Annotated in this window: 14 protein-coding genes and 3 pseudogenes; 9 read left to right on the forward strand and 8 right to left on the reverse strand. The window is 70.5% G+C overall.

Annotation, left to right across the window (positions count from 1 at the left end):
* Positions 1-209: 209 nt before the first annotated feature.
* Positions 210-1064, reverse strand: coding sequence for a class I SAM-dependent methyltransferase (locus tag ACFXKG_RS20485; RefSeq protein ID WP_384840716.1), 855 nt, complete (start codon positions 1062-1064; stop codon positions 210-212).
* Between the two features lie 62 nt (positions 1065-1126).
* Here ACFXKG_RS20485 and ACFXKG_RS20490 point away from each other — a divergent pair, with 62 nt between their 5' ends.
* On the forward strand, positions 1127-1771 hold the full coding sequence (locus tag ACFXKG_RS20490) for a TetR/AcrR family transcriptional regulator (RefSeq protein WP_384840718.1): 645 nt from the start codon (positions 1127-1129) through the stop codon (positions 1769-1771).
* 854 nt (positions 1772-2625) lie between these two features.
* The gene (locus tag ACFXKG_RS20495) at positions 2626-3327 is read left to right on the forward strand and encodes a hypothetical protein (RefSeq protein ID WP_384840721.1); all 702 of its coding nucleotides are present in this window, start codon (positions 2626-2628) and stop codon (positions 3325-3327) included.
* Positions 3328-3670: 343 nt separating this feature from the next.
* On the opposite strand, the gene ACFXKG_RS20500 is transcribed toward ACFXKG_RS20495, so the two are convergent.
* Entirely contained in the window at positions 3671-4687 is a 1017-nt protein-coding gene (locus ACFXKG_RS20500; RefSeq protein WP_384840723.1) for a helix-turn-helix transcriptional regulator, read from the reverse strand.
* An 80-nt stretch (positions 4688-4767) separates the two neighbouring features.
* Positions 4768-8445, reverse strand: coding sequence for a S8 family serine peptidase (locus tag ACFXKG_RS20505; protein ID WP_384840726.1), 3678 nt, complete (start codon positions 8443-8445; stop codon positions 4768-4770).
* 654 nt (positions 8446-9099) lie between these two features.
* Here ACFXKG_RS20505 and ACFXKG_RS20510 point away from each other — a divergent pair.
* The 6 genes and pseudogenes from ACFXKG_RS20510 to ACFXKG_RS20535 form a co-directional block, all read left to right on the forward strand.
* Positions 9100-9207 (forward strand): annotated as a pseudogene (locus ACFXKG_RS20510) (winged helix-turn-helix domain-containing protein); the annotation flags it as partial.
* Between the two features lie 160 nt (positions 9208-9367).
* On the forward strand, positions 9368-9832 hold the full coding sequence (locus tag ACFXKG_RS20515; RefSeq protein ID WP_384840729.1) for a transposase: 465 nt from the start codon (positions 9368-9370) through the stop codon (positions 9830-9832).
* Positions 9833-9947: 115 nt separating this feature from the next.
* On the forward strand, positions 9948-10928 hold the full coding sequence (locus ACFXKG_RS20520; protein ID WP_384840731.1) for a threonine/serine dehydratase: 981 nt from the start codon (positions 9948-9950) through the stop codon (positions 10926-10928).
* Positions 10929-11126: 198 nt separating this feature from the next.
* Positions 11127-11204, forward strand: a pseudogene (locus ACFXKG_RS20525) (LysR family transcriptional regulator); the annotation flags it as partial.
* A 308-nt stretch (positions 11205-11512) separates the two neighbouring features.
* Positions 11513-12094: pseudogene (locus ACFXKG_RS20530) on the forward strand (ATP-binding cassette domain-containing protein); the annotation flags it as partial.
* A gap of 472 nt (positions 12095-12566) precedes the next feature.
* Positions 12567-14057, forward strand: a complete 1491-nt coding sequence (locus tag ACFXKG_RS20535; protein WP_384840734.1) for a helix-turn-helix domain-containing protein — start codon at positions 12567-12569, stop codon at positions 14055-14057.
* A gap of 190 nt (positions 14058-14247) precedes the next feature.
* Here the strand turns inward: ACFXKG_RS20535 and ACFXKG_RS20540 are convergent, their stop codons facing one another.
* From ACFXKG_RS20540 to ACFXKG_RS20555, 4 genes are all read right to left on the reverse strand, one after another.
* Entirely contained in the window at positions 14248-14703 is a 456-nt protein-coding gene (locus ACFXKG_RS20540) for an SRPBCC family protein (protein WP_384840737.1), read from the reverse strand.
* Positions 14704-14776: 73 nt separating this feature from the next.
* Positions 14777-16105 carry an MFS transporter gene (locus ACFXKG_RS20545; RefSeq protein WP_384840740.1) on the reverse strand — a complete coding sequence of 443 codons (1329 nt, stop codon included), beginning with the start codon at positions 16103-16105 and terminating at the stop codon, positions 14777-14779.
* A 172-nt stretch (positions 16106-16277) separates the two neighbouring features.
* Positions 16278-16733, reverse strand: a complete 456-nt coding sequence (locus tag ACFXKG_RS20550) for an RpiB/LacA/LacB family sugar-phosphate isomerase (RefSeq protein WP_365814499.1) — start codon at positions 16731-16733, stop codon at positions 16278-16280.
* A 61-nt stretch (positions 16734-16794) separates the two neighbouring features.
* Positions 16795-17790 (reverse strand): LacI family DNA-binding transcriptional regulator, encoded by a 996-nt coding sequence (locus tag ACFXKG_RS20555; protein WP_384840743.1) that lies wholly within the window; start codon positions 17788-17790, stop codon positions 16795-16797.
* Between the two features lie 465 nt (positions 17791-18255).
* Between ACFXKG_RS20555 and ACFXKG_RS20560 the strand changes: the two genes are divergently transcribed.
* Positions 18256-18621 carry a cupin domain-containing protein gene (locus tag ACFXKG_RS20560; RefSeq protein WP_384841146.1) on the forward strand — a complete coding sequence of 122 codons (366 nt, stop codon included), beginning with the start codon at positions 18256-18258 and terminating at the stop codon, positions 18619-18621.
* A gap of 366 nt (positions 18622-18987) precedes the next feature.
* On the opposite strand, the gene ACFXKG_RS20565 is transcribed toward ACFXKG_RS20560, so the two are convergent.
* The gene (locus ACFXKG_RS20565) at positions 18988-22419 is read right to left on the reverse strand and encodes a CHAT domain-containing protein (protein ID WP_384840746.1); all 3432 of its coding nucleotides are present in this window, start codon (positions 22417-22419) and stop codon (positions 18988-18990) included.
* Between the last annotated feature and the right edge of the window lie 117 nt (positions 22420-22536).

Here is a 22536-nt window from a genome sequence, read left to right on the forward strand (position 1 = left end):
GCCACCTGTTTCTCGTCGGCCGGCAGGGACGTGGACCGAGTGTGCTCGTCCGGCCGGTCACGATGGCAACCCCAAACCATCAGCTGCCCCGGAACACGCCCGTGAGGGGGCGGCGATCGACGTCAGCCACGCCGGGTAGCGAGCGGTTCGGAGCCGTTTCCACCCGTTACGAGGAGCGTGGAGCCTGGGACATGCAGCAGCCTGTCCCATCACTTGATCGACGGGGTGTGTGTCGGCGACGCGGTGACGATCCAGACGGACCCGGGGATGCGGACACCGTCGGTGGTCTCGAACTCTGTGAGCGCGTCATGTACAGCGGCACGGATTCGGGTGATGGTCGCCGGGGCGGCATCGCGTAGGTTGTGGCGTGTCGGGCCCATGGCGAAGATGAAGTCGGCCGCGTCGCCCGCATCGGCGCCGAAGGTCATGGGGGCCTCGGCGGCGGCAACGTCGATGTCGGTGAACCCGGCGGCGGCGAGTACCTGGTGGATCCGCGCGGGATCAAGCAGGGACCCCATCCCCGTGGCGGCGGGGGAGGCCTCGCGCAGAAACGGCGAGAGTGCGGCGGTCGCTCGGGCGTAGGCGCTGTCCGCGCCCCCGGGCCGGGGGCCGAGGAACGCGAGTCGGCCGGCTGGCGCGAGCGCGTGGCCGAGATGGATGAAAGCCGCGATGTGGTCGGTGAAGAACATGACACCGCCGCGGCTGATGAGGACGTCGAACCCGCGGTCGGGGAACGGATGCACCTGGGCGTCGCCTTGCTCGAAGGTGACGTTCTCGATGCCTTCCGATATGGCGTCGTTGCGGGCGCGTTCGAGCATGGGTGCGGACAGGTCGATTCCGACGACGTGGCCGTCGTACGCCTGCTGTGCGGCGAGGCGTGTGGTCTGGCCGGTGCCGCAGCCGACGTCGAGTACCCGGTCGTGCGGGGTGATGCCCGCCGCGGCGAAGAGGGGGGCGTTGAACGCGCCCATCATCGCGTTGTAGCGCTCGGGGTGTTCGGCCCAGTGGATGCCCTCCCAGTCGTTCCATGCCTCTGCCTGCTGACGGTTGGCGATGGCGTGCACGGATCACCCTCCACTGACTAGAGTTGACTTCTAGAGTTGCACTATAGATATAGGCTCCAGTCATGAGCGAGGTCAAGGGGAAACGGGGCGACAAGGCCCGGGAGACACGGCGCCGGATCATCGACGCGGCGGGTGCGCTCTTCGTCGAGCAGGGCTACGGGGCGACCAGGCTGCAGGAGATCGCCGACCGGGCGGGCGTGGCGGTGCAGACGATCTACTTCGTCTTCCGGAACAAGCCCTCGCTGCTCAAGGAACTGGTCGATGTCGCGATCGCGGGCGACGACGAGCCGGTGCCGACGATGGACCGGCCGTGGTTCGCCGAGGTCACGGCCGGGCCCACCGCCGAGTCCGCGCTGGCCGCACTGGTCACCGGCACGCGCGGGACGCTCGAACGTGTCGCGGCCATCAACGAGATGGTCCGTGCCGCGGCGGCGACCGACCCGGAGATCCGGGATCTGTGGCCGGGCCGGACCGACCCCCGGTACGTGGTGATCTCGACAGCCGCGAAGGCTCTGCTGAATATGCCCGGCGCCAGCCCCGACGTCTCCCCGCGAGAGGCGGCGGACATCATCTACGCCTTGCTCAGTCCCGAGCTCTTCCTTGTCCTGACTCGCGACCGCGCGTGGCCACCGGACAACTGGGAGCGATGGGCGTACGACACCCTCTGCTCTCAGCTTCTGGTCAGGAGCCAGAATCTGGCTCCCTGATCACGACCGGGACAGAACCTGGGCCGGTTCGTTTGGATCACTTCCGTCGGCCGAGGTTGTCGTTCCGGCTTGCCCGCGGGCGTGACCTGTCCTGCGCGCTTTGTACGCCTGGCGGTCGGCGGTGCCGGCTGCCAGCCGCCAGGTCAGGGCTGAAGGTGCCCCAGCTGTCTGAACGCGGATTCGGGCACGGGGCAGGGGATTGTTGATCGCCGGTTAGCCGAACCGGCGATCGTGACGACCATTGAGTGAGCCCGCATTGGGCTGATCTCGGCAGGGGAGCCGCGGCAGGCATAGTAGACAGCGCCGGAATCCATGGATAGGGAGAGCACGGCACCGTCTCCTGCTTCCCTGATGGGTGTGGCAACTGGGTAAGAGCTGACGCCGCCGCCCTGGATCTTCAGTGAGAAGGACGAAAAGCCGTTGTCCGACCGATATCTACTCGTGGAGGTGGTAGGTGCGATCTTGACGCAGAGTGGAAGCTACCGACTTCTAACGCCTGGCTGAAGTGGCTGATTTGTTGAAAGTCGGTGAGTTGACGATCAAGGATAAGTATCGAGCTTGGGATGTGCGGCCTCAAAAAGTCGGCCCACTTCTGAGATTTCGCGAAGCGGGACTGAACGGACGCGGCGGTACGTACACGATGACTCCTGCGGCAGCGGCCATCCGGATCAGGCTGATTGCTGCTACTGCGTCCAGGCTGTGCCGGGTGTGTTGCTGTTTGGGTGAACTCACCTTGGTGTGGCCGAAGTTATCTTCGCGGCGGGTGAGTGGGATGGATGAATCCTTCGTATGTGACGGCACACGGATACCCAGCCGGCCCCGTTCCTTCGCGGCCGGGGACAGGAGCCCCACACGTGTCCCGTAAGAAGACCCTGAGCCGTAAGAAGGCGATTTCCCTGCTGGTCGGCGCGGCAGCGCTGGTGGGTGGTACGGCGGTGGCGATGACCGGTACGAGTCAGGCGTCGGTGGTCTGCGACGGGCTGGCCACCGCCTTGGGCAACAACGAGAGCTTCATCGCCGCGCAGCGCGCCGCCCCGGACGCGCTGTCCGAGGCGCGGATCGCGAACCGCGTCGCCGTCATCGAGGAGATCGAGCGGAAACAGGCGGCGTCCAACTGCGAGGTCGGCGAGGGAGGTAGCGGTGCCGGTGCCGGCGATGAGGCGAGTTCTGGGGCACCGGCGGGAGGAGAGGCGCAACCGGGCGGCGAGGCGGACGCGGGCAGTGGAGCGGAAGCGGGCAGCGCCGCGGGTGCCGGGAACACCGGGGACGCCGGGAACGCCGGCGGAAGCGCTGAAGGCGATGTCGTGTGTGCCGGATCTACTGTCACCCTTTCCGGCGAGGCGGGTGCCCCGGCTGCCTCCAGCAATCAGTTCCCCGTCGGTACCACGCTCCGCGTCACCAACCTCGACAACGACAAGTCCACGACGGTGCAGATCACTTCGACGTCGGGCAGCTGCGCCCTGCTGAACAACGAGGCGTTCGAGCAGGTCCGCGAACCGGGCAAATTCTTGATCCGTAACGCCAGGATCGAACAGATCCGGAGCGCCGGCCAGTAGGGCTTTGCCGGGTGGTGCCTGGTGTGGAGTGTTGAGGACGAGGAACGCGGAGGTCCGGGTCAGCCGGCTCCATCGCCGTATCACCCGATCGTCGCTCACCCAGCCGGCCGAGGTCACCGCTGGGGCCGGGCAGCCCGTCGCGGAGAAGGCCGCTGACGTGGCCGTCGTCCCTCAGATGCCTGAGCCGAACGGGGTTTCGTGGAGCCCGCCGGTCATCGTGGGGGCAGTGCTTCTGGCAGGAAGGTGGGGCCGCATCCCCGGTGACGCGGCAGTGCTTCCGGCAGGAAGGTGGAGGCCGCATCCCAGTGACGGGGGTGCGGCCCCCAGCCGGTTCCTCCGCGTGCTACACCCAGTTCCGCTGAGCGGCCCGCACCCCCAACTGGAACCGGCTCGCCGCCCCCAGTCTCTCCTGCAGCTCGCTCACCCGCCGGCGCAGCGTCCTGAGGCTCACTCCCAGATGGCGGGCCACCGCCTCGTCCTTCATCCCGGCCGCCAGCAGCCGTATCAACGTCCGCTCGCCCTCGGGGAGTTCACCGTCACCAGCCGCCCGGCCGAGTGGCGTCGCCTGCTGCCACGCCAGCTCGAAGAGCTTCTGCAAGGCCTCGGTCACCGCCGAGTGCCACACCACGACGGCGCAGTAGCCGCCCGCCGCGGAGGCGGTCAGCGGGAGCATCGCCCGACACCCGTCGACCACCAGCAGCTTGAGGGGTACGGATGGCAACACCCGGGCCTGCTCGCCGAGTTCCACCATCTTCCAGGTGCGGGACAGGATGTTCGGATCCTCCAGGGCGGTCGCCGCGTAGATCCCGCGGGAGACGACCCCGCGCCTGAGCAGATCGGCCTGGAGATCCGCCTGCGGGGCGGGTGGGGCGAGATACGGCGGCGTGTCGAAGAGGCACACCTCGTGCTCGGCGCGCGCGTACAACTCCTCAAGGCGTGCCGCGATGGTGCCCTCGCCGGAGGCGACTTCGATCAGGCGCGCGGGCTCCTCGCGCAGCAGCCCGGCCTCGTACGCGGTGGCGATCTCCTCGGCGGTGGCGGCGAGGAGTTCGGACTCCGTCTCGCGCCGCCGGATCAGCGCGCGGATCGCCACCCGTGGGTCGATTGCGCGCAACCCGCCCATGGAGTCCGGCGGTTGGATCAGCCCGAGCGCGAGCAGCCGGTCGCAGGCCTCGCGTACTTGCGTGGGGGAGGCACCTGTCAGCAGCGCCCAGCCTGCCGCTCCGGCGTCGGGCTGGTGGAGGACCGCCTGGTACACCTCCTCCTCAAGAGCGGAGACCCCTACCGCGGCCCAGGGGCTCGCGGTAGGGGTCTGTCCTGCCGTGTGCTGCGGATCCGTGTCGTATGCCGTGTTCACCATGGCCCGGCACGGTAGAGGATTCTTGTTAAGGGGCTTCGCACCGCCCCAGGCCGTCGCTCAGTTTAAGCCGAACGTCGTGTCTACTTCAGGCCGAATGCCCGCAGCACGGTCTGGTCGATCCGGTTGCCGTCCCGGTCGGCGGCCTGTACGCGCAGCGACACGAACTCCGCGCCCTTCGGGTGCTTGAGTTCCGCCTTGCCGTGCTTCACCTTCACCTCCTTCCAGGACGTGCCGTCGTCGTAGGAGACCCAGGCCTTCAGGTCACCGGCCGTGACGCCTGCCGCCTGATTCCGGACGGAGAGTCCGAGCTCCGACTTGTGCCCCGCTTCGGCGCGGTTGAGGAGGTCGAGCCCGTCCAGGTCGTAGTCGACGGAGAGCAGCGGCAGCGCCGTCAGCTGGTCCGTGTGCGCCGAGGCGAAGGACCATTCGGTGTGGGTGCTGGTGGAGTACTCGGCCCAGTCGGCCGTCCGCCGAGCGTCGAGCACGAGGCGGTAGGGCACCTTCGCCGCCGGGACGTCGAAGCTGCCGGATCCGCCGAGTGTGGTATCGCCGACCAGTTGTCCGTCCGCGTACAGCTTGCCCTTCGCGGTGTCCTGGACGTTCTCGACGGACCCGTAGTGACCCGGCGTGGCGTCGCTCAACTCCGGGATCCTGAAGGTGAGTCTGTCGCCGGTGCGCTGGGAGATGCCGTACTGCTCACTGGTCGCCGGACGGATGACCTGGCGCAGCCAGTCCTCGGTGGGCAGCTTGCCCGCCTTGTCAAAGGTTTTCAGGGAGTCCCACTGAGGATAGTTCGCGTTCGAGTCCGGATAGACGGCGTGCCAGATCCGAGTGTCGGAGACGTTGTAGTACTCGGTGCGCTCCGTGCCGAGCTGCACATCGTTGACGGTCGAGATGTCGATCTTCTGCCACGGACGGTACCGGTACACGGCGTCCTTGCCGATCCGACCGGCCTGGGCTCCGTGGTAGCGAACCTTCTGCTTCACCGTGTTGGAGCTGTTGAGGCTGTACGTCTGGTTGGCCGAGACGGCGCCCGACTGCGGGAACATCACGCTGTACACATAGGGACTGACCGGGGTGGAGTCCAGCTTCAGCTTGACCTTTTTCCCGCTCTTCAGCAGGGCGCCGAGCTTCGCGCCGTTCTCCCCGGTGGCGATCATCAGCGGGATGGGCGTGCTGTCCACGGCGGTGATCCAGTATCCGGGCGCGTCCTGGTAGGCGATGACGTAACCGGCACCGGCCGCACTCGCGTTGGCCAGGGCTTCGTCCGCCCTCTTCCCGGCGGCCACGCGGACCACCGCCACCTTGCCCTTGACGTCGAGTCCCTCGAAGTCGGCAGCGGTTCCGCTGCCCGCGTCCACCGCCCGTACGGTGCGCTCACCGCTGAACTTCGCCGGGAAGCCGGTGTACGTCTGCGTGTAGTCGAGGGGCAGCGAGTACTTCTCCGGGCTGGTGACGCTCGCCGTCAGCTCCTTCTCGTACAGCCGGAACTTGGCGGAGAACTCGAACATGCCCTCGGTGACCTTCTCGGTCGGAGCGACATAGATGTGGTCGGTCCAGAAGCCCTGGCTGTAGGTCAGCCCAAAGGAGCTGCCCGGCCCTTCCCGGTGCCAGTTGGTGCTGAAGCCCTGGAACTCCGAGTTCTCCTTGGTCTTCAGCTTGATCTCCACCGCCGTGCGGGCGTCGAGGACGACCTCCATGTCTCCGTCCACCTTGATCTCGGGATCGCCGACGACCGACGTGCCGACGGCCAGCCCGGCCGTGTCCACATCCGGGATCCACGACGCCATCGAGTACGTACCGGCCGGCACCTGGAAGGTCGAGCCCTTGCCGAGGAACCCGTGCGTGTCCGGATACGCTCCGTTCAGCTCCTGCAGCATGAAGAGCGACGCGGCGGTGGACGGGTTACCGTCGCGGTTCAGCAGCGAGACCTTGAGGTCGTAGGTCTTCGGCGCCTTTTCGAAGCCGACGGCGGTGGTGACCTGGATGCCGGTGGCGCTCGCGGTGATGTGGCCCGTGTACCGGCCCGTCGTCTCGTGGCCCGGGTTGGCCGTGATCGCGACGGTGGCGGTGTCCTTCGCCGGGACGGTCACGGTGCCGGCGCCCGGGGCGGCAGCGGTGAGCGTCGAGGAGAGCTTCAACTCCACTGCTTTGTCGGTGGTGTTGGTGTATGTGATGTTCTTGGTGGCGAACTCGGTGTCGCCGTCCTCGAATTTTCCGAAACTCAGCGCCGGGGTCGCGAAGACGCCCTGGTTCACCGCCCGTACGGCATCGATCCGGCCGTCGCCCTGTTCGAAGACCGTGGCGTCCGGCATGGTCTTGGCGGTGCTCGCCAGATCCGCTTTGATCTGCTCGCCCGTCCAGTCCGGATGCGCCTGTGCGACCAGTGCCGCGGCGCCCGCGACATGCGGGGTCGCCATGGAGGTCCCGTTCGCCGTCGTGTAGTTGTCGTCGACGGGGGTGCCCATCGTGGTGCCGGAGGCGCGCGCCGCCGTGATGCTCGCGCCCGGTGCGGTGATCTCCGGCTTCACCGCGGAGTCGCCGAGGCGCGGTCCGCGGCTGGAGAACGAGGCCAGCTTGTCGGACTTGTCGACCGCGCCCACCGTCAGCGCCGAGTCGGCGATGCCCGGGGTCCCCACGGTCTGCTCGCCCGGTCCCGCGTTGCCCGCCGCGACCACGAAGAGGGCGCCCGTGGACGCGGACAGCGCGTCGACGGTCTCACTCAGCACGTCCGAGGGACCCGAGGCCGTGCCGCCCAGGGACATGGAAACGATCTTCGCGCCGGATTTCGCCGCCCACTCCATACCCTCAAGGATCCAGGAGGTCTGACCGCGGCCGTCGTTGCCCAGCACCTTCCCGACCAGCAGTTCCGCACCAGGCGCCACCCCCTTGCGCCTGCCGTCCGAGGCCGCGCCCGAGCCGACGACGGTGGACGCCACATGGGTGCCGTGCCCGTGGCCGTCCCGGACCGTCTCGTCGGGCACGAAACTCGCCGACTCGGCGATCTTCCCCGCGAGGTCCGGGTGGCCGGCGTCCACGCCGGTGTCCAGGACGGCGACCTTGACGCCCTTGCCGTCGTAGCCGGACCGCCACACCTCGGGCGCGCCGATCTGCGGGACACTGACGTCGAGGGACGCCTCCACCTTGGCGTCCAGCCAGATCTTCCCGATGCCCTCACCGAGCCGGCGTGCGGCTTTCGCGGTCGGTTCGGTGCCGAGGGCAGGGGCGACGTCCGCCCAGAAGACGGTCGACTTCCGCGCGCTGAGTGCGGCGCCGTCGATACCGGGCAGCGCGCGCGTCCGGCGCGCCCCGTCGGGGGTCGCGGTGCCCTTCTCGTACGTCACGATCAACGGGGTGGCGCCGGTCTTCGCGTCCGCGTAGCCCTGCTCCACCAGCCGGCTGACGTTGAACAGAGCCGGGTCGAGACGGCCCGCCTGCACCAGTGGGATCGTGTCCGCCGGAAGGACGCTGATCTCGCCGTTCCGCTCGCTGGACACGAAGGTGGCGGCCTCGCGGCCCTTCCCGCGCCGGACGTCGACGGCGTACTTGCCGTCCGGCCCGGTGGTGAACGACACGGTGTCGCCGGTGATGAGGGTGACGGTCTGGGTGCGGGAGGCACCCGATCCGCTGAGATCTGGCGTACTCGTGGCCCGTGACGTGGTGACCGGGGACTCGGGGCCGGCCATCGCGGGGGTGACGGCCGCCGTGAGCAGTCCGGCTGTTCCGGCCGCGGCCCAGAGGGCTTGGAGTCTTCGCATGTGTGGACTTCCTCCCCTGAACGCTGAACGCTCCCGTGTGTTGGTGAGCGGGAGCCAGTGACCAGGGTGACCGCCGCGCGGAATGTGACTCAAGGGAGAGCTGTGGCCGAGGTGTGCCAATACCTTCTTCGGCCACGTCCGCGAGAGCTCGGCGCTGAGCAACTGCGGCATGAGCCGACGCAGTACGGCCGCACGCCGGTGGACCCGCCTGAGCATGGCTCGCCGCGGCACGTCCGAGCCGGAAACGTCCCTCCGGGTCCGGAAAACCGGTGTCCTCGACCGGGAAAGGGCGGTCCGGGGCCAACGCGTCGTGAAGCGGAGCCGGCGGGCGCGGTCGGCGGTGACGAGGTGGGCTGCGGCGGAGAACAGGCGCAGGCGGAGCTACCCGGATTCCCAGCGGCGGGACTTGCCGGTCTTGATCGCGGGCGGTGGGGGTGTGTGCCGGGAGCGTGCGGCGGTGGAGGCGTGTGTGGGAGGAAGGCGGTGCTCCGGGCTTGCGTCGGCGCTCGGCCACCGGTCGCCCCCGCCCAAGTTGGACGACAGTCGGGTGGAGGAGATGCGGGCGGCGTTGGAGCGGGGTGCCCGGGCCCATGGGTTCGAGGCCGGTTTGTGGACCTTGGAGAGAGTCGGCCTGGTCCTTGAGCGGGTGACGGGGTGTCGCTGTCGCGGGCGTCGGTGCGGCGTCTGCTGACGGGCCGATTGGGCTGGAGTCTCCAGCGGCCTGAGGGGCGGGCGGTCGAGCGGGACGGGTCCGAGATCGCCCGCTGGATCGCGCACGAGTGGCCGCGCATCAGAAAGGGGAACAGGCGTGCCCGGACGGTGTTCCTCAGCGAATCAGACGTCTCACTGCTGCCCCGGGTCCGCCGTACCTTCGCACCCCGCGGACGTGCCCCGCTCCTGCGGCACCGGCTGAACTGGACGTGTGCGCCGACGGCCGCGGCTCTCGGGCTACCACGCCAGCGACCGCGACCGTGGTCCGCGCCTCTGCTTCCACCTCAAGCCCGGCAGCTACGACACCACCGCCCTCATCGAGATCCTGGAACAGGTCAAGGCGTTCTACCGCGGGGACAGCGTGATTCTGATGTGGGACGGCTTGTCCGCCCACTGGAGGGTGATGCGAGCCTGGGTCGCGGAACAGGGCTGGCTGACTCCGGAACGATTACCCGCCTACGCTCCTGAGCTGAATCCGGTGGAACTGCTGTGGTCGTCGCTCAAGAAACGCGAACTTGCCCACCTCGTCGGCGACCGCCTCGCGGATGTCGCCGACGCCACCGAACAAGGCATCTACCGCATCAACCACAACCAGCAACTGCCGTGGTCCTTCCTCCACCACACCGGCCTCACCATCCACCCACCACACCCACCGAACGTACGAAAAGATCAGTAGTGACGCAGGAAGCGCTACGGTGAGCGACCGTCGGACCGAGCCTACCGACGCCCGCACCGCAACTTCCGGAATGCGCCCGGGGAGAACAGCGCCGGTGGCGCTACGCTGCTGTGCCGTGCAGGAGACGCGTCTCGACACCACTCGGATCCGGGCGGCTCGCCGGGTCATCGACCCGGTCTTTCTCGACACTCCGCTGTACCGCTGCGAGGCGCTGGAGCCCGGCCTCGGGTGCACGGTGAGCATCAAGCTCGAAACGGCGAACCCGGTCCGCAGCTTCAAGGCCCGCGGCACCGAGGTGGTCGCGAGCCTGCTCGCCGGCGGTGCCTCGCGTGCCGTGGTGTGCGCGAGCGCGGGCAACCTGGGCCAGGCCCTCGCGTGGTCCGGTCGCGGCCGGGGGCTCGACGTCACCGTCGTGGCGTCCCGCTCCGCGACTCGGGCCAAGCTGGATCGTATCCGCGCCTGGGACGCCCGGCTGGAGCTGGTGGACGGCGACCACGAAATGGCTCGGGAGCGGGCGGCGGCCATCGCACGGTACGACGGCATCCGGCTGGTCGAGGACAGCCTGGACATCGAGACCTGCGAGGGCGCGGCGACCATCGGCCTGGAACTGGTGGACACCGCACCGCAGTTCGACACCGTCCTGATCGCTCTCGGCGGCGGTGCGCTGGCCACCGGCGTGGGGCATGTCGTGAAGGCCCTGGCGCCGGACGTCGAGGTGATCTGCGTCCAGCCGCTGGGCGCACCGGCGATGACCCACTCGTGGCGCCGGCGACGTGTCGTCACCACCGACTCGACCGACACCATCGCCGACGGTGTGGCCGGCCGGTGTCCCATCCCGGCCGTCCTGGACGACCTCCTCCTGGTCGCCGACGACGCCGTGTTGGTCCAGGAGGCGTCGATCATCGCCGGTATGCGGATGCTCCTCGACCACGCCAACCTCGTCGTCGAACCGTCGGCCGCGCTCGGTGTCGCGGCGGTCCTCGAAGACCGTGACCGTTTCGCCGGCCGGCACGTGGTCACCATCGTGTGCGGCAGCAATGTCGACGTGGACGCTTATCGCCGTTGGGTCGGCTCGGCTCCCGTCTCCAGGGCCTGACTCTCGTCCGGGGCGGGACGGCCGGGGTCGCTCCGCCGCTGCCACGGCGCCGATCGGGCAGACTGCCGTCGACACAGTGGAGGCGGGTCCTGACGCCGACCTGGGCATCGAGAGCGGGTAACCCTGAGCAGCATTCCCAATGTGGGCTTCACCTTGGTGCAATTGCGCTATTTCGCCGCGGCTGCCGAGCTCGGCAGCATGACCGCGGCGTCGCGGCAGCTCAATGTCTCCCAGCCTGCCGTGTCCACCGCCGTTGCCCAACTGGAGAAAGAGCTCGGTGTCCAGTTGCTGCTGCGTCACCACGCCCGCGGCCTGACCCTGACCGCGGCCGGTGAGGACTTCCAGCGTGAGCTGCGCAGCTATCTGGAGCACACGGCCGAGCTGGTCGAGATGGCCAGAAACGCCGGTGAGGTGCTGACGGGTGACCTGTCGGTCGGTTGCTTCTCCACCCTCGGCCCCTTCGAGCTGCCCCCGCCTCGTCCGCGCGTGCGAGGCACAGCATCCGGAGATCCGGATCTCGGTGATCGAGGCGGAGCACGCCGCCCTGAAGCAGAGCCTGCGCAGCGGAAAATGCGCGCTCGCCCTCATGTACGGGAAAGGGCCAGTGTGTGTTCTCCGTGCTCGGGCTGCTGCCGCCGCAGGCGGTCGTCGGCGCCGACCGGATCGCGTTCGACGGGGAGCGGACGACACCGGACACACTCGTCGGGCTGCGCGGACGGCGCATCGCCTATGTGCCGCAGGAGCCGATGAGCAACCTCGACCCGTTGTGCACCGTCGGTTCCCAACTGACCGTACCCATGCGGCGGGAACTGGGCCTGAGCCGGGCGCAGGCCCGCGAGCGGGCGCTGGAGCTGCTGGCACGGGTCGGCATCCCGGAGCCGGAGCGGGTGTTCACCCTGTATCCGCACCAGATATCGGGAGGCATGGCGCCGCGTGTGCTCATCGCGGGCGCGGTCTCCACCGACCCGGATCTGATCGTCGCCGGCGAGCCGACGACGGCGCTCGACGTCACCGTGCAGGCCGACATCCTGGACCTGCTGCGCGACCTGCAGCGCGAGCGCGACATGGGTCTGCTGCGGTCACCCACAACTTCGGGGTCGTCACCGACATCTGCGACCGGGTCGTCGTCATGCGCGGCGGAACCGTCGTCGAGGACGGACCCACCCGCCTCCTCGTCGGTACGTCCTCGCGGGACCTGCCGCACACCGTCACCGTGGTGGCCCACACCGACGTGCCCCGGTGGAAGCCGCTGCGCTGCGACACCGCTCCCGCCGCCGCCCTCGGCAATCCGGTCGCGCGCCGGGCCGTGGCCGGTCTGCTGGCCCGCAGACTTGGTGTCGACGCGGAGACGGCCGACGGGCTGCTGCAGGAGTGCCGGCGTTCGTTCGTGAACGTATTCGACACCCTGGCGAACCGGTTCCGGCTGGTGCTGGACGAGGCGGAGATCGCCCAGGTGATCGCCCAGGTCGCGGACGAGGAGGCCGGGCGGGCCGGACGTTGATCCACACCACCGGTGTGCACTGCCGGGCGGCCGCCGGCCGCTGCCGTACCGTCACCTGCGCCGCGAGATCCTGTACGAGCCACGCATCGGCGTCCGGTGCGGCGGTGACAGGTGACGGGGGCGGGAGGAGTACGGCGGTGGAAGGTCAGGGGAGCGCGGGACGGCTCGACGAGCTGTTGCGCGAGGTGCGACGCCAGATGACCCGGGGAACCGGGCTGGAGCCGCGAGCGGTCGTGGAGTGGCTCGGCCGGCAGACCCGTACGGAGGTCGCGCTGGTGGCGGGTACGGGCGTGGTGCAGGTCTCCACCGAGGGATTCCCGCGCGGGCTGCCGGGCTCGATCGAGCCGCTGCTCGCGCGGCTCTCCGGCGGGCGGGCGGCCGCGGCCGCCACCGAGAGCGGATCGCTTCACGTACGTCTCGAAGCGCTCGGGGCGCGGAGCCCGCGCCCCGTGCTGGTGGTGGCCGGCACCTCCACGCCGACGCGGGACGCGGCGTCGCTGATCTCGCACGCGGCGAGCGTCATCGCACTGCTGGGCCAGGCGCGGGACGCCGACACGACGTTCCACGGCTACCAGTACAAGGCGCGGCAGCTGCGATTCGCCGTGCTGAGCGCCCTGTTGGCGGGAGACCTCACCCTGGCCCGCCGCATGACGACCGGTGCGGTCCCGGCACTCCTGGACGCCGACCGGCTGCGCGTCTATCTGCTGCACTGTCCGACAGAGGACCGGGACCGGCTCGTCCAGCTCCATCAGGACGGCTCCGGATATCACGGTACGGGCCTGATGGCGCACTGCCCCGCGTTCAAGGAGCACCTCATCTGTCTGGTCACCGAGGACGCGGAGACCGGCGGTCCACACGACCAGGGCACCGTGCTGCGCCGGCTGGTGCGCGAGAACTCCGGGTACGCGCTGGGCATCAGCGGCCCGTACCCGCTCGACTCGACGGCCGAGGCGTACGGCCAGGCCCTGCATGCCCTGGCCGCCGCGCGCACCACGCCCGAGCGGGTGGCCGCCTACCTCGGCCAGGCGCACCTGGTGCGGCTGCTGCCCCGTCAGGACGCCCTCGCCTGGGCGAGTACCTTCCTGCTGCCACTGGACTCCGTGCCGAAGCCGACCCTCGACATCACGCGCCTCGCCGTGACCTTCCCGCGCTCCGCCGTGGCCCGACTGCTGGACATCAGCCGCAACACGGTCACCAGCCATCTCAAGCGGGTGGAGACAACTCTCGGGCTGGACCTGGGGGATGTCCGCACCCGTGCCGTACTCGACCTGGCCTTCGCCCTGACCGGCACGCGGTCCGCCGGTGAGAGCGCCGACCGGGAGCCGCTTCCGGCCCCGGAGCTGGACGATGTGCTCGGTACCCACCCGGCGCGCACCTGGGCGCGAGCCTTCCTGCACCCCCTTCAGGACACCTCTCGCCGGGACCTGCGTGCCACCGTGCGGACCTGGATCGATGCGAACACCGACGCCCAGCGGACCGCCGGGCGCCTCGGTGTCAGCCGCAACACGGTCAGGGCCCATCTGCGGGCCGCCGAGGGCCTGCTCGGCCGCGACCTGCTCACCACCGGCTCGGGCATCCATGACGTCGTCCACGCCCTTCACATCACCCGGGCCCACCCCGTGGACTGATTGAGCACCGTGCACACCCCGGGGCCGGCCTTGCGCACCGTGCACCGTTGCCGCAGGGATATGACCCTTCTAGCGTTGTCCACGCCGCAGTTCAGCGCCGCTTGTCACCGGTCGGCAGGGGGAACGCCGGTAACGACGGGTCCGGCGTGACGACGGCCTGCATCACAGGGGAATGCAGGCCGTCGTCGTCCTACGGAGACGTGTGGCGGGCCAGCTCGGTGGCCAGGCGTCGCATGACCGTGCGGTTGGCGCGCCGCGTCGCGGCCCGGACGACGGGCGCCAGCAGACGGTCGGCGAGAGGGGCGCGCGCCCAGGCGTACGTGAACGACACATTGCTCCCGCCGGTCCGCAACGGCTCGATGGTGTACGTGCCGTGGGCCAGGCGCCGGCCGGCCGCGCTGACGTTGCGTTCGGCGATGCGCCGCGGCGGGTCGGCCTCGACGACCTCGATGGCGACATCGGCCGTCGTACCGCCCAGCGCGGCGGTGACGGTGGCGCACGATCCGATGCCGCGGCCGGGGCCGCTGTAGCGCCAGTTGGTGAGGTAGTGGTCGGTGAACCGCTCGTGGTGAGCCATGACGTCGAGGAAGTCGTAGACCTGCTCGGGTGTCTGCGGTACGTCGATCGACACGGTGACAGACTTCATGTACCACACGGTACGGCTCCGCCCGGAGCCCGGTCTCTCGCCCGCCGAGCGCACCTTGCGGCCCGATGAGAGGTCAGGCGCCGCGTTCCTCGGCGACGAGGGCGAGTACGCGCTCGCGCTCGTCGCGGCCCCAGGTCTCCTTGGTGGCGAGAATTCCGACGAGGCCGATCATGGCGGCGCCGAGGTAGAGCAGGGCGGCGCCCGGCCAGCCGAAGGCACCCACCAGGGCGGCGGCGAGCAGTGGCGCGAAGCCGCCGATGGCCGCGGCGAGTTGGTAGCCGAGCGACGCTCCCGAGGTGCGGGTGGCGGTGCGGAACTGCTCGGTCAGCAGGGACCCCTGTGTTCCCGTGAGCGAGGCATGGATGAGCCCGATTCCGATGATGAACACGGCCACGACCGCTATCGGATGGCCGGTGTTGGTGAGCAGGTACATCGGGAACGCGAAGAGGATCGCCGCCGTGCAGCCCGCGATGTATATGGGGCGCCGTCCGATGCGGTCGGTGAGCGAGCCGGCCAGGAAGGTGACCGCGATGGCCAGGATACTGGCGGCTGTGATGGCGCCGAGGGCGACGGGACGCAGATCGGGGTCGCGTTCGGTGAGGTAGCTGAGCAGGTAGGTCGCGGTGGAGTAGTAGGCGAAGGATTCGACGACGCGCAGGGCGATCACCCGCAGGATGCTCCGCCAGTCGTCGCGGAGGGTCGCGAGGAGGGGGTTCTTCTCGGTCGTGCCGCCGGCTCGGGCTTCCTGGAACTCGGGGGATTCGGAGAGCCGGGAGCGCACGATCAGCGCGACGATGACGAGAACGGCGCTGAGCAGGAAGGGAGTTCGCCACTGCCAGTCGCCGTCGAGTGTGGCGCTCCAGGCGAATACGCCGCTGGCGAGCGCGATGCCCAGGGGGTTGCCGGACTGGGGGATGGCGGCGAACATCCCGCGGCGGTGCCACGGGGCGTGTTCGTAGGCCATGGTGATCGCCCCGCCCCATTCGGCGCCGAACGCCAGGCCCTGGATCATGCGGATCGCCACGAGCAGGATCGGTGCGACCACACCGGCCTGCTCGTAGGTCGGCAGGACACCGATGAGGAAGGTCGCGGCGCCCATGACGATCATGGCGGCGACCAGGACGGGTTTGCGGCCGAATCTGTCGGCGAAGTAGCCGCCGATCGCGCCGCCGAGCGGGCGCATGACGAAGCCGACCGCGAGGGTGGCGAACGACAGGAGTGTGCCGACGAGCCGGTCGCTCTCGGGGAAGAAGACGGCTCCGAAGTAGAGCGCGGAGGCGGTTCCGTAGGCGATGAAGTCGTAGTTCTCGACGCTGGTGCCGACGGCCGCGGCGACCGCGGTCTTGACGCGGTCCTTCGTGCCGAGCACGCTTCGCCGTCCGGCAACGGTGCTGGTGGACATGGGGATTCTCCTTGCAGGTGGTCTCCGGATCGCGGGTGCGTGATGCGGAAGTCCCGGCCGGCGGGGCCGGGCCGGGCTTCCTTACCGGCGGTTCCGGGTATGCCGGGGCGACGCACGGCGGCCTTCGGCGGCGTCGTACGGAGGGCGCGCGGGACCTCGCCCGCCGGCGGTGTCAGGCCGGCGGTGTCAGTGTGTCGAGCGCGTTGAGCTTGGTGACTCTGCGGCGGGTGTCCTCGTCGTCGTCGAAGGTGGCGGCGAGGAACTCGCGGACGATGTCCGGCACGAGCGCGTGCGGGACGAGCCAGGCGCCCATGGCGATGGCGTTGGCGTCGTCGTGCTCGACGGCCTGATGGGCGGAGTAGGGCTCGTGAGCCAGACCGCAGCGGATGCCGGGCAGTTTGTTCGCGGCCATGACGGCGCCCTGACCGGTGCCGCACACGAGCACGGCCCGATCCGCGGTTCCGGCGAGCACCGGGTCGCAGGTGGCCCGGGTGATGTCGGGAAAGTCGACCGGGTCGGAGCTGTCGGTGCCGCAGTCGACGATCTCGTGGCCGAGGTCCTCGATCGCCCGGCGCACGGCCGCTTTGAGCGGGTACCCGGCATGGTCTGCTCCGAGGGCTACCCTCATTGCCTGATCCTTTCGAAGGGGACTTCGTCTCTGCCGGCGCCGTCCGCGACGACGCGCGTGCTCATCGGGCGTCTGCCCGTGACCGGTCGACGAAGGAGGTGGCGATGCGTTGCCCGGATGCCGGGCGGCCGGCGAGGAGATCGACCAGTCCGCGCACGCCGAGGCGGCCGATCGACGACGCGTCGTTGCGGACCGCGCTGATGGGCGGTGACGCGAACTCGAACCAGTCGAGGTCGTCGAAGGAGACGACCTCGACGCGGGCGGCCCGCTCCGCACCGAGCCGCTCGCGCAGCGCGCGTACGGCCCCGAGGGTGGTCAGGCCGTTCGCGCCGAAGACGGCCGTGAAGGGGACGCCCCGGTCGATGACCCGGCCCATGGCCTCGGCCGCGCCCTCGGCCAGGAAGTCACCGGCGTCGAGCAGCCTGTCGTCGGTGCTGATGCCGTGCTCCTCACGCCCGGCGAGGTAGGCGGCACGGCGTTCCGCGCCCGTGGAGATCGTGTCGGGGCCGCCGATGAACGCCACGTCGCGATGTCCGCGCTGCCGCAGCCAGGCCAGGACATGGCCGACGCCCTCCGCGTTGTCGGTGCCGTACAGCGGGGCGTCGACGCCCTCGACCGTACGGTTGAGGAAGACGAGCGGCAGCCCGGAGGCAAGGGTGGCCGCGAGCTGCGGCGAGACCGTGCCCTGCGGGGAGAACAGCAGGCCGTCGATGCGCTGCGAGGCGAAGGTCCGCAGATACGCGTCGGCCTGTCCGGCGTCCTCGTTCGCGTTGGCCAGCAGCACGGTGTAGCCGTGCTGCCGCGCCTCCTGCTCCGCGGCGTGCGCGAGTTCGGAGAAGAACGGGTTGCGGATGTCCGAGACGAGCAGCCCCAGCACGTCGGTACGGGAACGCCGCAGGGACCGGGCGGGTCCGTTGGCGATGTAGCCCAGCTCGGCCACGGCGGCGAGAACGCGCGACCTGGAGTCGGGCGAGGTCTGGCTGCTGCCGCTGAGCACCCGGGACGCGGTCCCCAGCGAGACCCCGGCCCGTGCCGCGACGTCCTTGATCGTGGTCACCGGCTCCACCTCCTCGTGGAAACGTTTCCATGGCGGGAATGCCTCAAAGATCGCACACGGAACGCGAAAGGAGCAAGACCCGTCGCCGTCACAAGGCAGAAGTGCCGCCCGGGAGAACGCGTGCCCGGCGTGGGACGCCCGGTTCCGAGTGCTGTGCGAACCCGCAGATCGTGCTCGGTAACTCACCGAGAAATCGGGGGAGTTGAACGGCCATGGCCGGTGGGGGCGGACCATTGTGACGCGGGCGGTGCTTCGTGTGCGCCCGGTCGGCGCCGTACGCCGTCGGCCGGGCGCAGTGCGCGGATGACGCCGATCCTCTGCCGATGGGGTCCCACCGGCAGAGGGATGCGGAGCCGCTCCCGGCCGCTTTCCGAGCCCTTTGCCGCCACGGGTGGCCACCGGCTCTCCGGCGGCAGCACCATGGAAGGACGAGGGGGGCGGTTGGAGGGATTCCTCATGACGGCAATGATGGAAGTCAAGACGATCGACAAGGCAGATGAACGGCGGGACTTTCCGCGGGGCCACCTCGAAGTTCTCCACCTGACGGGGCTGGACTTCGCCGTGGCCACCTTCGAGCCCGGCTGGCACTGGACCGAGTCCCTGGGCCCGCTGGCCGGCACGGAGAGCTGCGAGGTCCAGCACAACGGTTTCGTGGTCCAGGGCAGGATGGGCCTGCGGATGAACGACGGCGCCGAGTGTGAAATCGGGCCCGGGGACGTCTTCGTCTGCCCGCCCGGTCACGATGCCTGGGTGATCGGCGATGAACAGGTCATCCTGTACGACTTCGCGGGCCCGATGGCACAGGAGTACGGCCGGCCGCATCAGGGCTGAAGGCTGCCGGGGCAGCCGGCGGTGACGTCAGGCCCGGCATCCGACAGCTGCCGGGTGCCGGGTGTTACCGGCGGGTGCGCCCGCCTCCGGCGGGGGCCGGAGTACGCGGCGCGCCGGTTCGGGCCGGCCACCGGAGAGGCCGGGCGGCGGGGCGTCGCGGGAGCCCGATGCAAACAAGTGTCCGATGTGAAGGCGTGTACGGTTATGCCCCTCGCGGCGGCCTGCCGTGGGACGAGGTCTCCTCGAACTCCGGGCAGCGTTGTACAGCAGCGGCACCTGCGTTCTCAGGACGCGCTGCGGGCATCAGGAATCAGGCGGGGCATGACAGGGCGCCATGCCACCGGCGGAAGCGCCTTTGAGCCCACCTCACACGGGCTGCCGACCTCCGCCACTGTCCGAGAGGGCGCCGGTCGTGGCGGGACCCGGGTGGCCCTGGTGGATGAAGGGTGCCCAGTCGGCCGGGTGGTCCAGTCGCGGGCCCTTGTTCAGTTCGTCGAGCAGGTCGCCGCCGAGCGATCCCGGGTTCTCGCGGTGCGGGTCGAGCATCCACATCTGCGCCGCTCTGAGCGCGTCGACCGGGCTGCGGTTCTCGACGGACACGTAATGGTGGAACACGGCCATCATGAGAGCCGAGGCGGAGTCACGGGTGGCCCACCGGGAACCCACCACGTCGCGCGCGCCGCTCGTCACGAAGGCGGTCGTCAGCGTGAGCGCCTCGTCGTGATCGCGGGTGCTCAGGTCCGTCTGGCAGGCACTGAGCACCACCAACGGCCCGTCGTCGGCGTCCGCTCCGGCCGGCCGGCGGCCGAGGAGCCGGGAGACGGTGAGCAGGCCGGCGTCCGGTCCCGTCCCGGGCCCGGGCCCGTCGGACGCCGCCTCGGAACCGTCCTCCGGGTACGCCAGTTGCAGCGCGGACGCCGTCGGGCTCGTACCGGCCGAGCCGTGGCAGGCGACATGGAGCACGGAGGGCGTACCGGCGAGCACGTCGAGCAGGTCGTCCGGGGTTCCGGGGGCCTCCGGTTCGACGGGGAGGTCGTAGAGGTCTCCGTACAGCCGCGCTCCCGGATACAGTGACCGGTGTAGCGCCGCGACCTCCAGCTCTACGTGCGGCAGGCTCATGCTGGGATCCGCGACCAGCACCGGATCGGCGGCGGGGGCGCGCCGGGCGCGGCGGACCGTGTCGAGGAACTGCCGGCCGGATGCCGCGTAGCTGAACACCATCGCCTGGCACGCGTACGTGTGCGGTGCCCCGGTGGGCAGCCGTGCCGCGTGCCACGGGACGATGCCGAGACGCCCGCACGGCACCAGCACGATCCTCGGCGGGCCCGAACGGTCCCTGCGCCGCTCCCCGTTGGCGGCGATCCGTTCGGCGACGCCGCTCATGACGGGCACGATCACCGCTCCGGTCGCCCAGTCGCACAGCTCGGCGAGGGCTTCCTCCCACTCCTGCTCGGCGGTTGCGTCGCGGGGCAGCGACTGGTGCCGGGCTGCCGCGTCGACATAGCGCTCCAGAGGGCCGCTGTGCTCGCCGGAGAGCAGGGGCAGCACCCGTACACCCGTGCCGGTGTCCGGGCCCACCACGATCGCCATGCCCGGCGTGGTGTCCTCGCCGGCCAGCAGATAGACCAGCGCGTCCGCCTCGCCCGCCGCGACCCCGGCCTTGAGCTCCTCCACCGTGGGCGTCCGGAACAGCGCGCCGCCCGGATCCCTGTGACCGAGCGCCACCAAGGCGCGGCGCCGCAGGGAACTGGGCAGTTCGCGCGGGAGCACACCGGGCTCCCCGCCGCCGGCGGCGCCCGTGGCCCGCCACTCCCGGGCGAGGTCGTGGTGGCCCCCGGACTCCAGCAGGTCCGGAACGGCCCGCGAGGTGGACGCCGCTTGCAGCACCAGCGCCCGGCCCAGCTCCAGCGCGGTCACCGCCTCCTCGGCCCGGCCCTGGGAGGCGGCCCACCTGGCGGCCCGGATGCCGCGGTCGGCTCCGGACCGGGCGGTCAGCAGACCGTGGTCGGGGCCGGCCTGGAGTACCACGTCACCGGCGAGTGCCTGGAGGGACTCCAGCGCCGCGTCCGTGGCGGCGTCCCGGTCCGCAGGGTCCCGGGTGCGGCCCAGACGGACGCGGTGGTTCTCCGCGAGCTGCCAGAGCGCGGGGGCGGCGATCTGCGGGGAACGTCCCTGGCGGACGTGGTCGCGGACCCGCTCCAAATCCCCGATGGCTGCGTCCAGATCGGCCGGGTCCTTGGTGACGGAGTGCCGCAGCGTCGCCGCCAGAGCGGAGAGAAAGCGGGTCTCCGCGGAGGCGTCCGCGGGGGGAGGTGTGTACTCGGGCAATGATCCCGGCGTCCCGCCCACGACGGCCTGTGCGGTGAGCAGCCCCTCCCTGAGCGCCGTGAGCAGCGCGTCGGGGACGCCGTAGGAGGCGGCGGTCATGGACGCCAGGGTCTCCTCCTGGTGGGCGAAGCCGCGCAGGAGCGTTCCGGTGTCCCGCGTGTGCGCGCCGAGGCTGGTCAGCGCGTTGCCGAGCACCAGCCGCACCACCGGGCGGAACGGGTGGTCCGCCGGGACGGACCGCTCCAAGGAGTCCAGTTCGTCCACCAGCGCCGCGAGGTCCTCCCCGGACTCCGCCTCCTCCGCCTCGTTCACCCGGGCGAGCAGGTTCAGTGCCTGGTTGCCGATGAGGAGTCCGGAGGCGGCGGGGTCGGCGGCCGCCTGCTGCTCGAAGTGCTCGGTGACCCGCCGCGCGTGGCCGCGGGCCACGTCGGTGTCCTGGTGGCTGCCGCCCAGCGGCCGGCCCACCTGCAGCATGAGCCGCATCAGGTTCTCGATGTCGGGGGCCTGGTCGTGGCCGTCCGGCAGCCGGTCCAGGTCCGTGCCCAGCCGCCGCAGCGCCTCGCTGACCTGCTCCGGGTCACCGGTGCGCAGGGCGTCCACGGGCCCGAGCAGCGCGGCCAGCCAGGAGCCGAGCACGGTGGTGTCCGCGTCCGGGGCGGGGGCGGTCGCCGACGAGGCAGCGGGGGGCTCCGGAGGCGTGGGGGCCGCGGCGGGTTCCGGAGGCGTGGGGGCCACGGCGGGTTCCGGAGGGGTGGGGGCCGCGGGGTTTCCAGCGGTCTCCGCGGTTTCGGGCAGGTCCTTCGACAGCTCCAGGAGCAACTGGAGCTGCTCGGTGAACGGAAAGTCCGCGGGCAGCATGCCCAGCAGCGTCCCCGGGTCGGAGAGGTCCGAGCGCGACACGTACGACAGCAGTTCCTCGAACTGCCCGAGCTTCTTCCGCACCTCCGGTGGCACCGGCAGCCGGGCGGCCTCCTCCGCCAGCGCGGCCAGCCTTGCCGCCTCTTCCTCCGGCACGCCCGGACCCGGTTTGAGCATCTGGTCGAAGATGGGCCAGAAGTCCGGGATGGCACCCGGCGTGCCGAGCGGTACCGACGAGTCCGTCACCGTGAGCAGGAGCATCGCCGCCCACTGCCTGTCCTGCTCCGTCACCGCCTCGCCGGACGGCGTCGAGGGGTCCCGCGCCTCGTTCAGCAGGCGTTGCGCGCGCTCGCGGTCCTCCGGGGTGCCGTTCCCGGTGGCGTACCGGACGGCGAGCAGGGCGCCGAGGCGCAGGGTGACCACGCCCAGCAGTTCGCGGTCGTGATCCAGGAGGTCCCGCAGGCCCGACAGTTCGGCCACCGGGCCGTCGAAGTCCCCTGCGGACAGCGCCCCGTCGTGCGATCCGGAGATCAACGGGGCCGCCCGCCTGATCGCGTCGGCGGCCCAGAGCCGCAGTCCCCGGATGCCTCCACCCGCCTCGTCGCTCACCATGCTCGTGTGTCCCCCTGTTCCCCGCGGGTGGTTCCGTACCCGCCGGCTCACCGTCTCCCGTGGGCTCATGATGGCTCGCCGGCCGGTCCTTCGGTACGGCGCACGCGTCGACTTCCG

The sequence above is a fragment of the Streptomyces sp. NPDC059255 genome (genome assembly GCF_042752355.1).
Classification (GTDB): Bacteria; Actinomycetota; Actinomycetes; order Streptomycetales; family Streptomycetaceae; genus Streptomyces.

Excerpts from the sequence above, each read along its gene's own strand:
- ACFXKG_RS20565 (WP_384840746.1), bottom strand. The coding sequence starts at position 22,419 with ATGGTGAGCGACGAGGCGGGTGGAGGCATCCGGGGACTGCGGCTCTGG.
- ACFXKG_RS20550 (WP_365814499.1), bottom strand. The coding sequence starts at position 16,733 with ATGAGGGTAGCCCTCGGAGCAGACCATGCCGGGTACCCGCTCAAAGCG.
- ACFXKG_RS20500 (WP_384840723.1), bottom strand. The coding sequence starts at position 4,687 with ATGGTGAACACGGCATACGACACGGATCCGCAGCACACGGCAGGACAG.
- ACFXKG_RS20545 (WP_384840740.1), bottom strand. The coding sequence starts at position 16,105 with ATGTCCACCAGCACCGTTGCCGGACGGCGAAGCGTGCTCGGCACGAAG.
- ACFXKG_RS20490 (WP_384840718.1), top strand. The coding sequence starts at position 1,127 with ATGAGCGAGGTCAAGGGGAAACGGGGCGACAAGGCCCGGGAGACACGG.
- ACFXKG_RS20505 (WP_384840726.1), bottom strand. The coding sequence starts at position 8,445 with ATGCGAAGACTCCAAGCCCTCTGGGCCGCGGCCGGAACAGCCGGACTG.
- ACFXKG_RS20540 (WP_384840737.1), bottom strand. The coding sequence starts at position 14,703 with ATGAAGTCTGTCACCGTGTCGATCGACGTACCGCAGACACCCGAGCAG.
- ACFXKG_RS20560 (WP_384841146.1), top strand. The coding sequence starts at position 18,256 with ATGATGGAAGTCAAGACGATCGACAAGGCAGATGAACGGCGGGACTTT.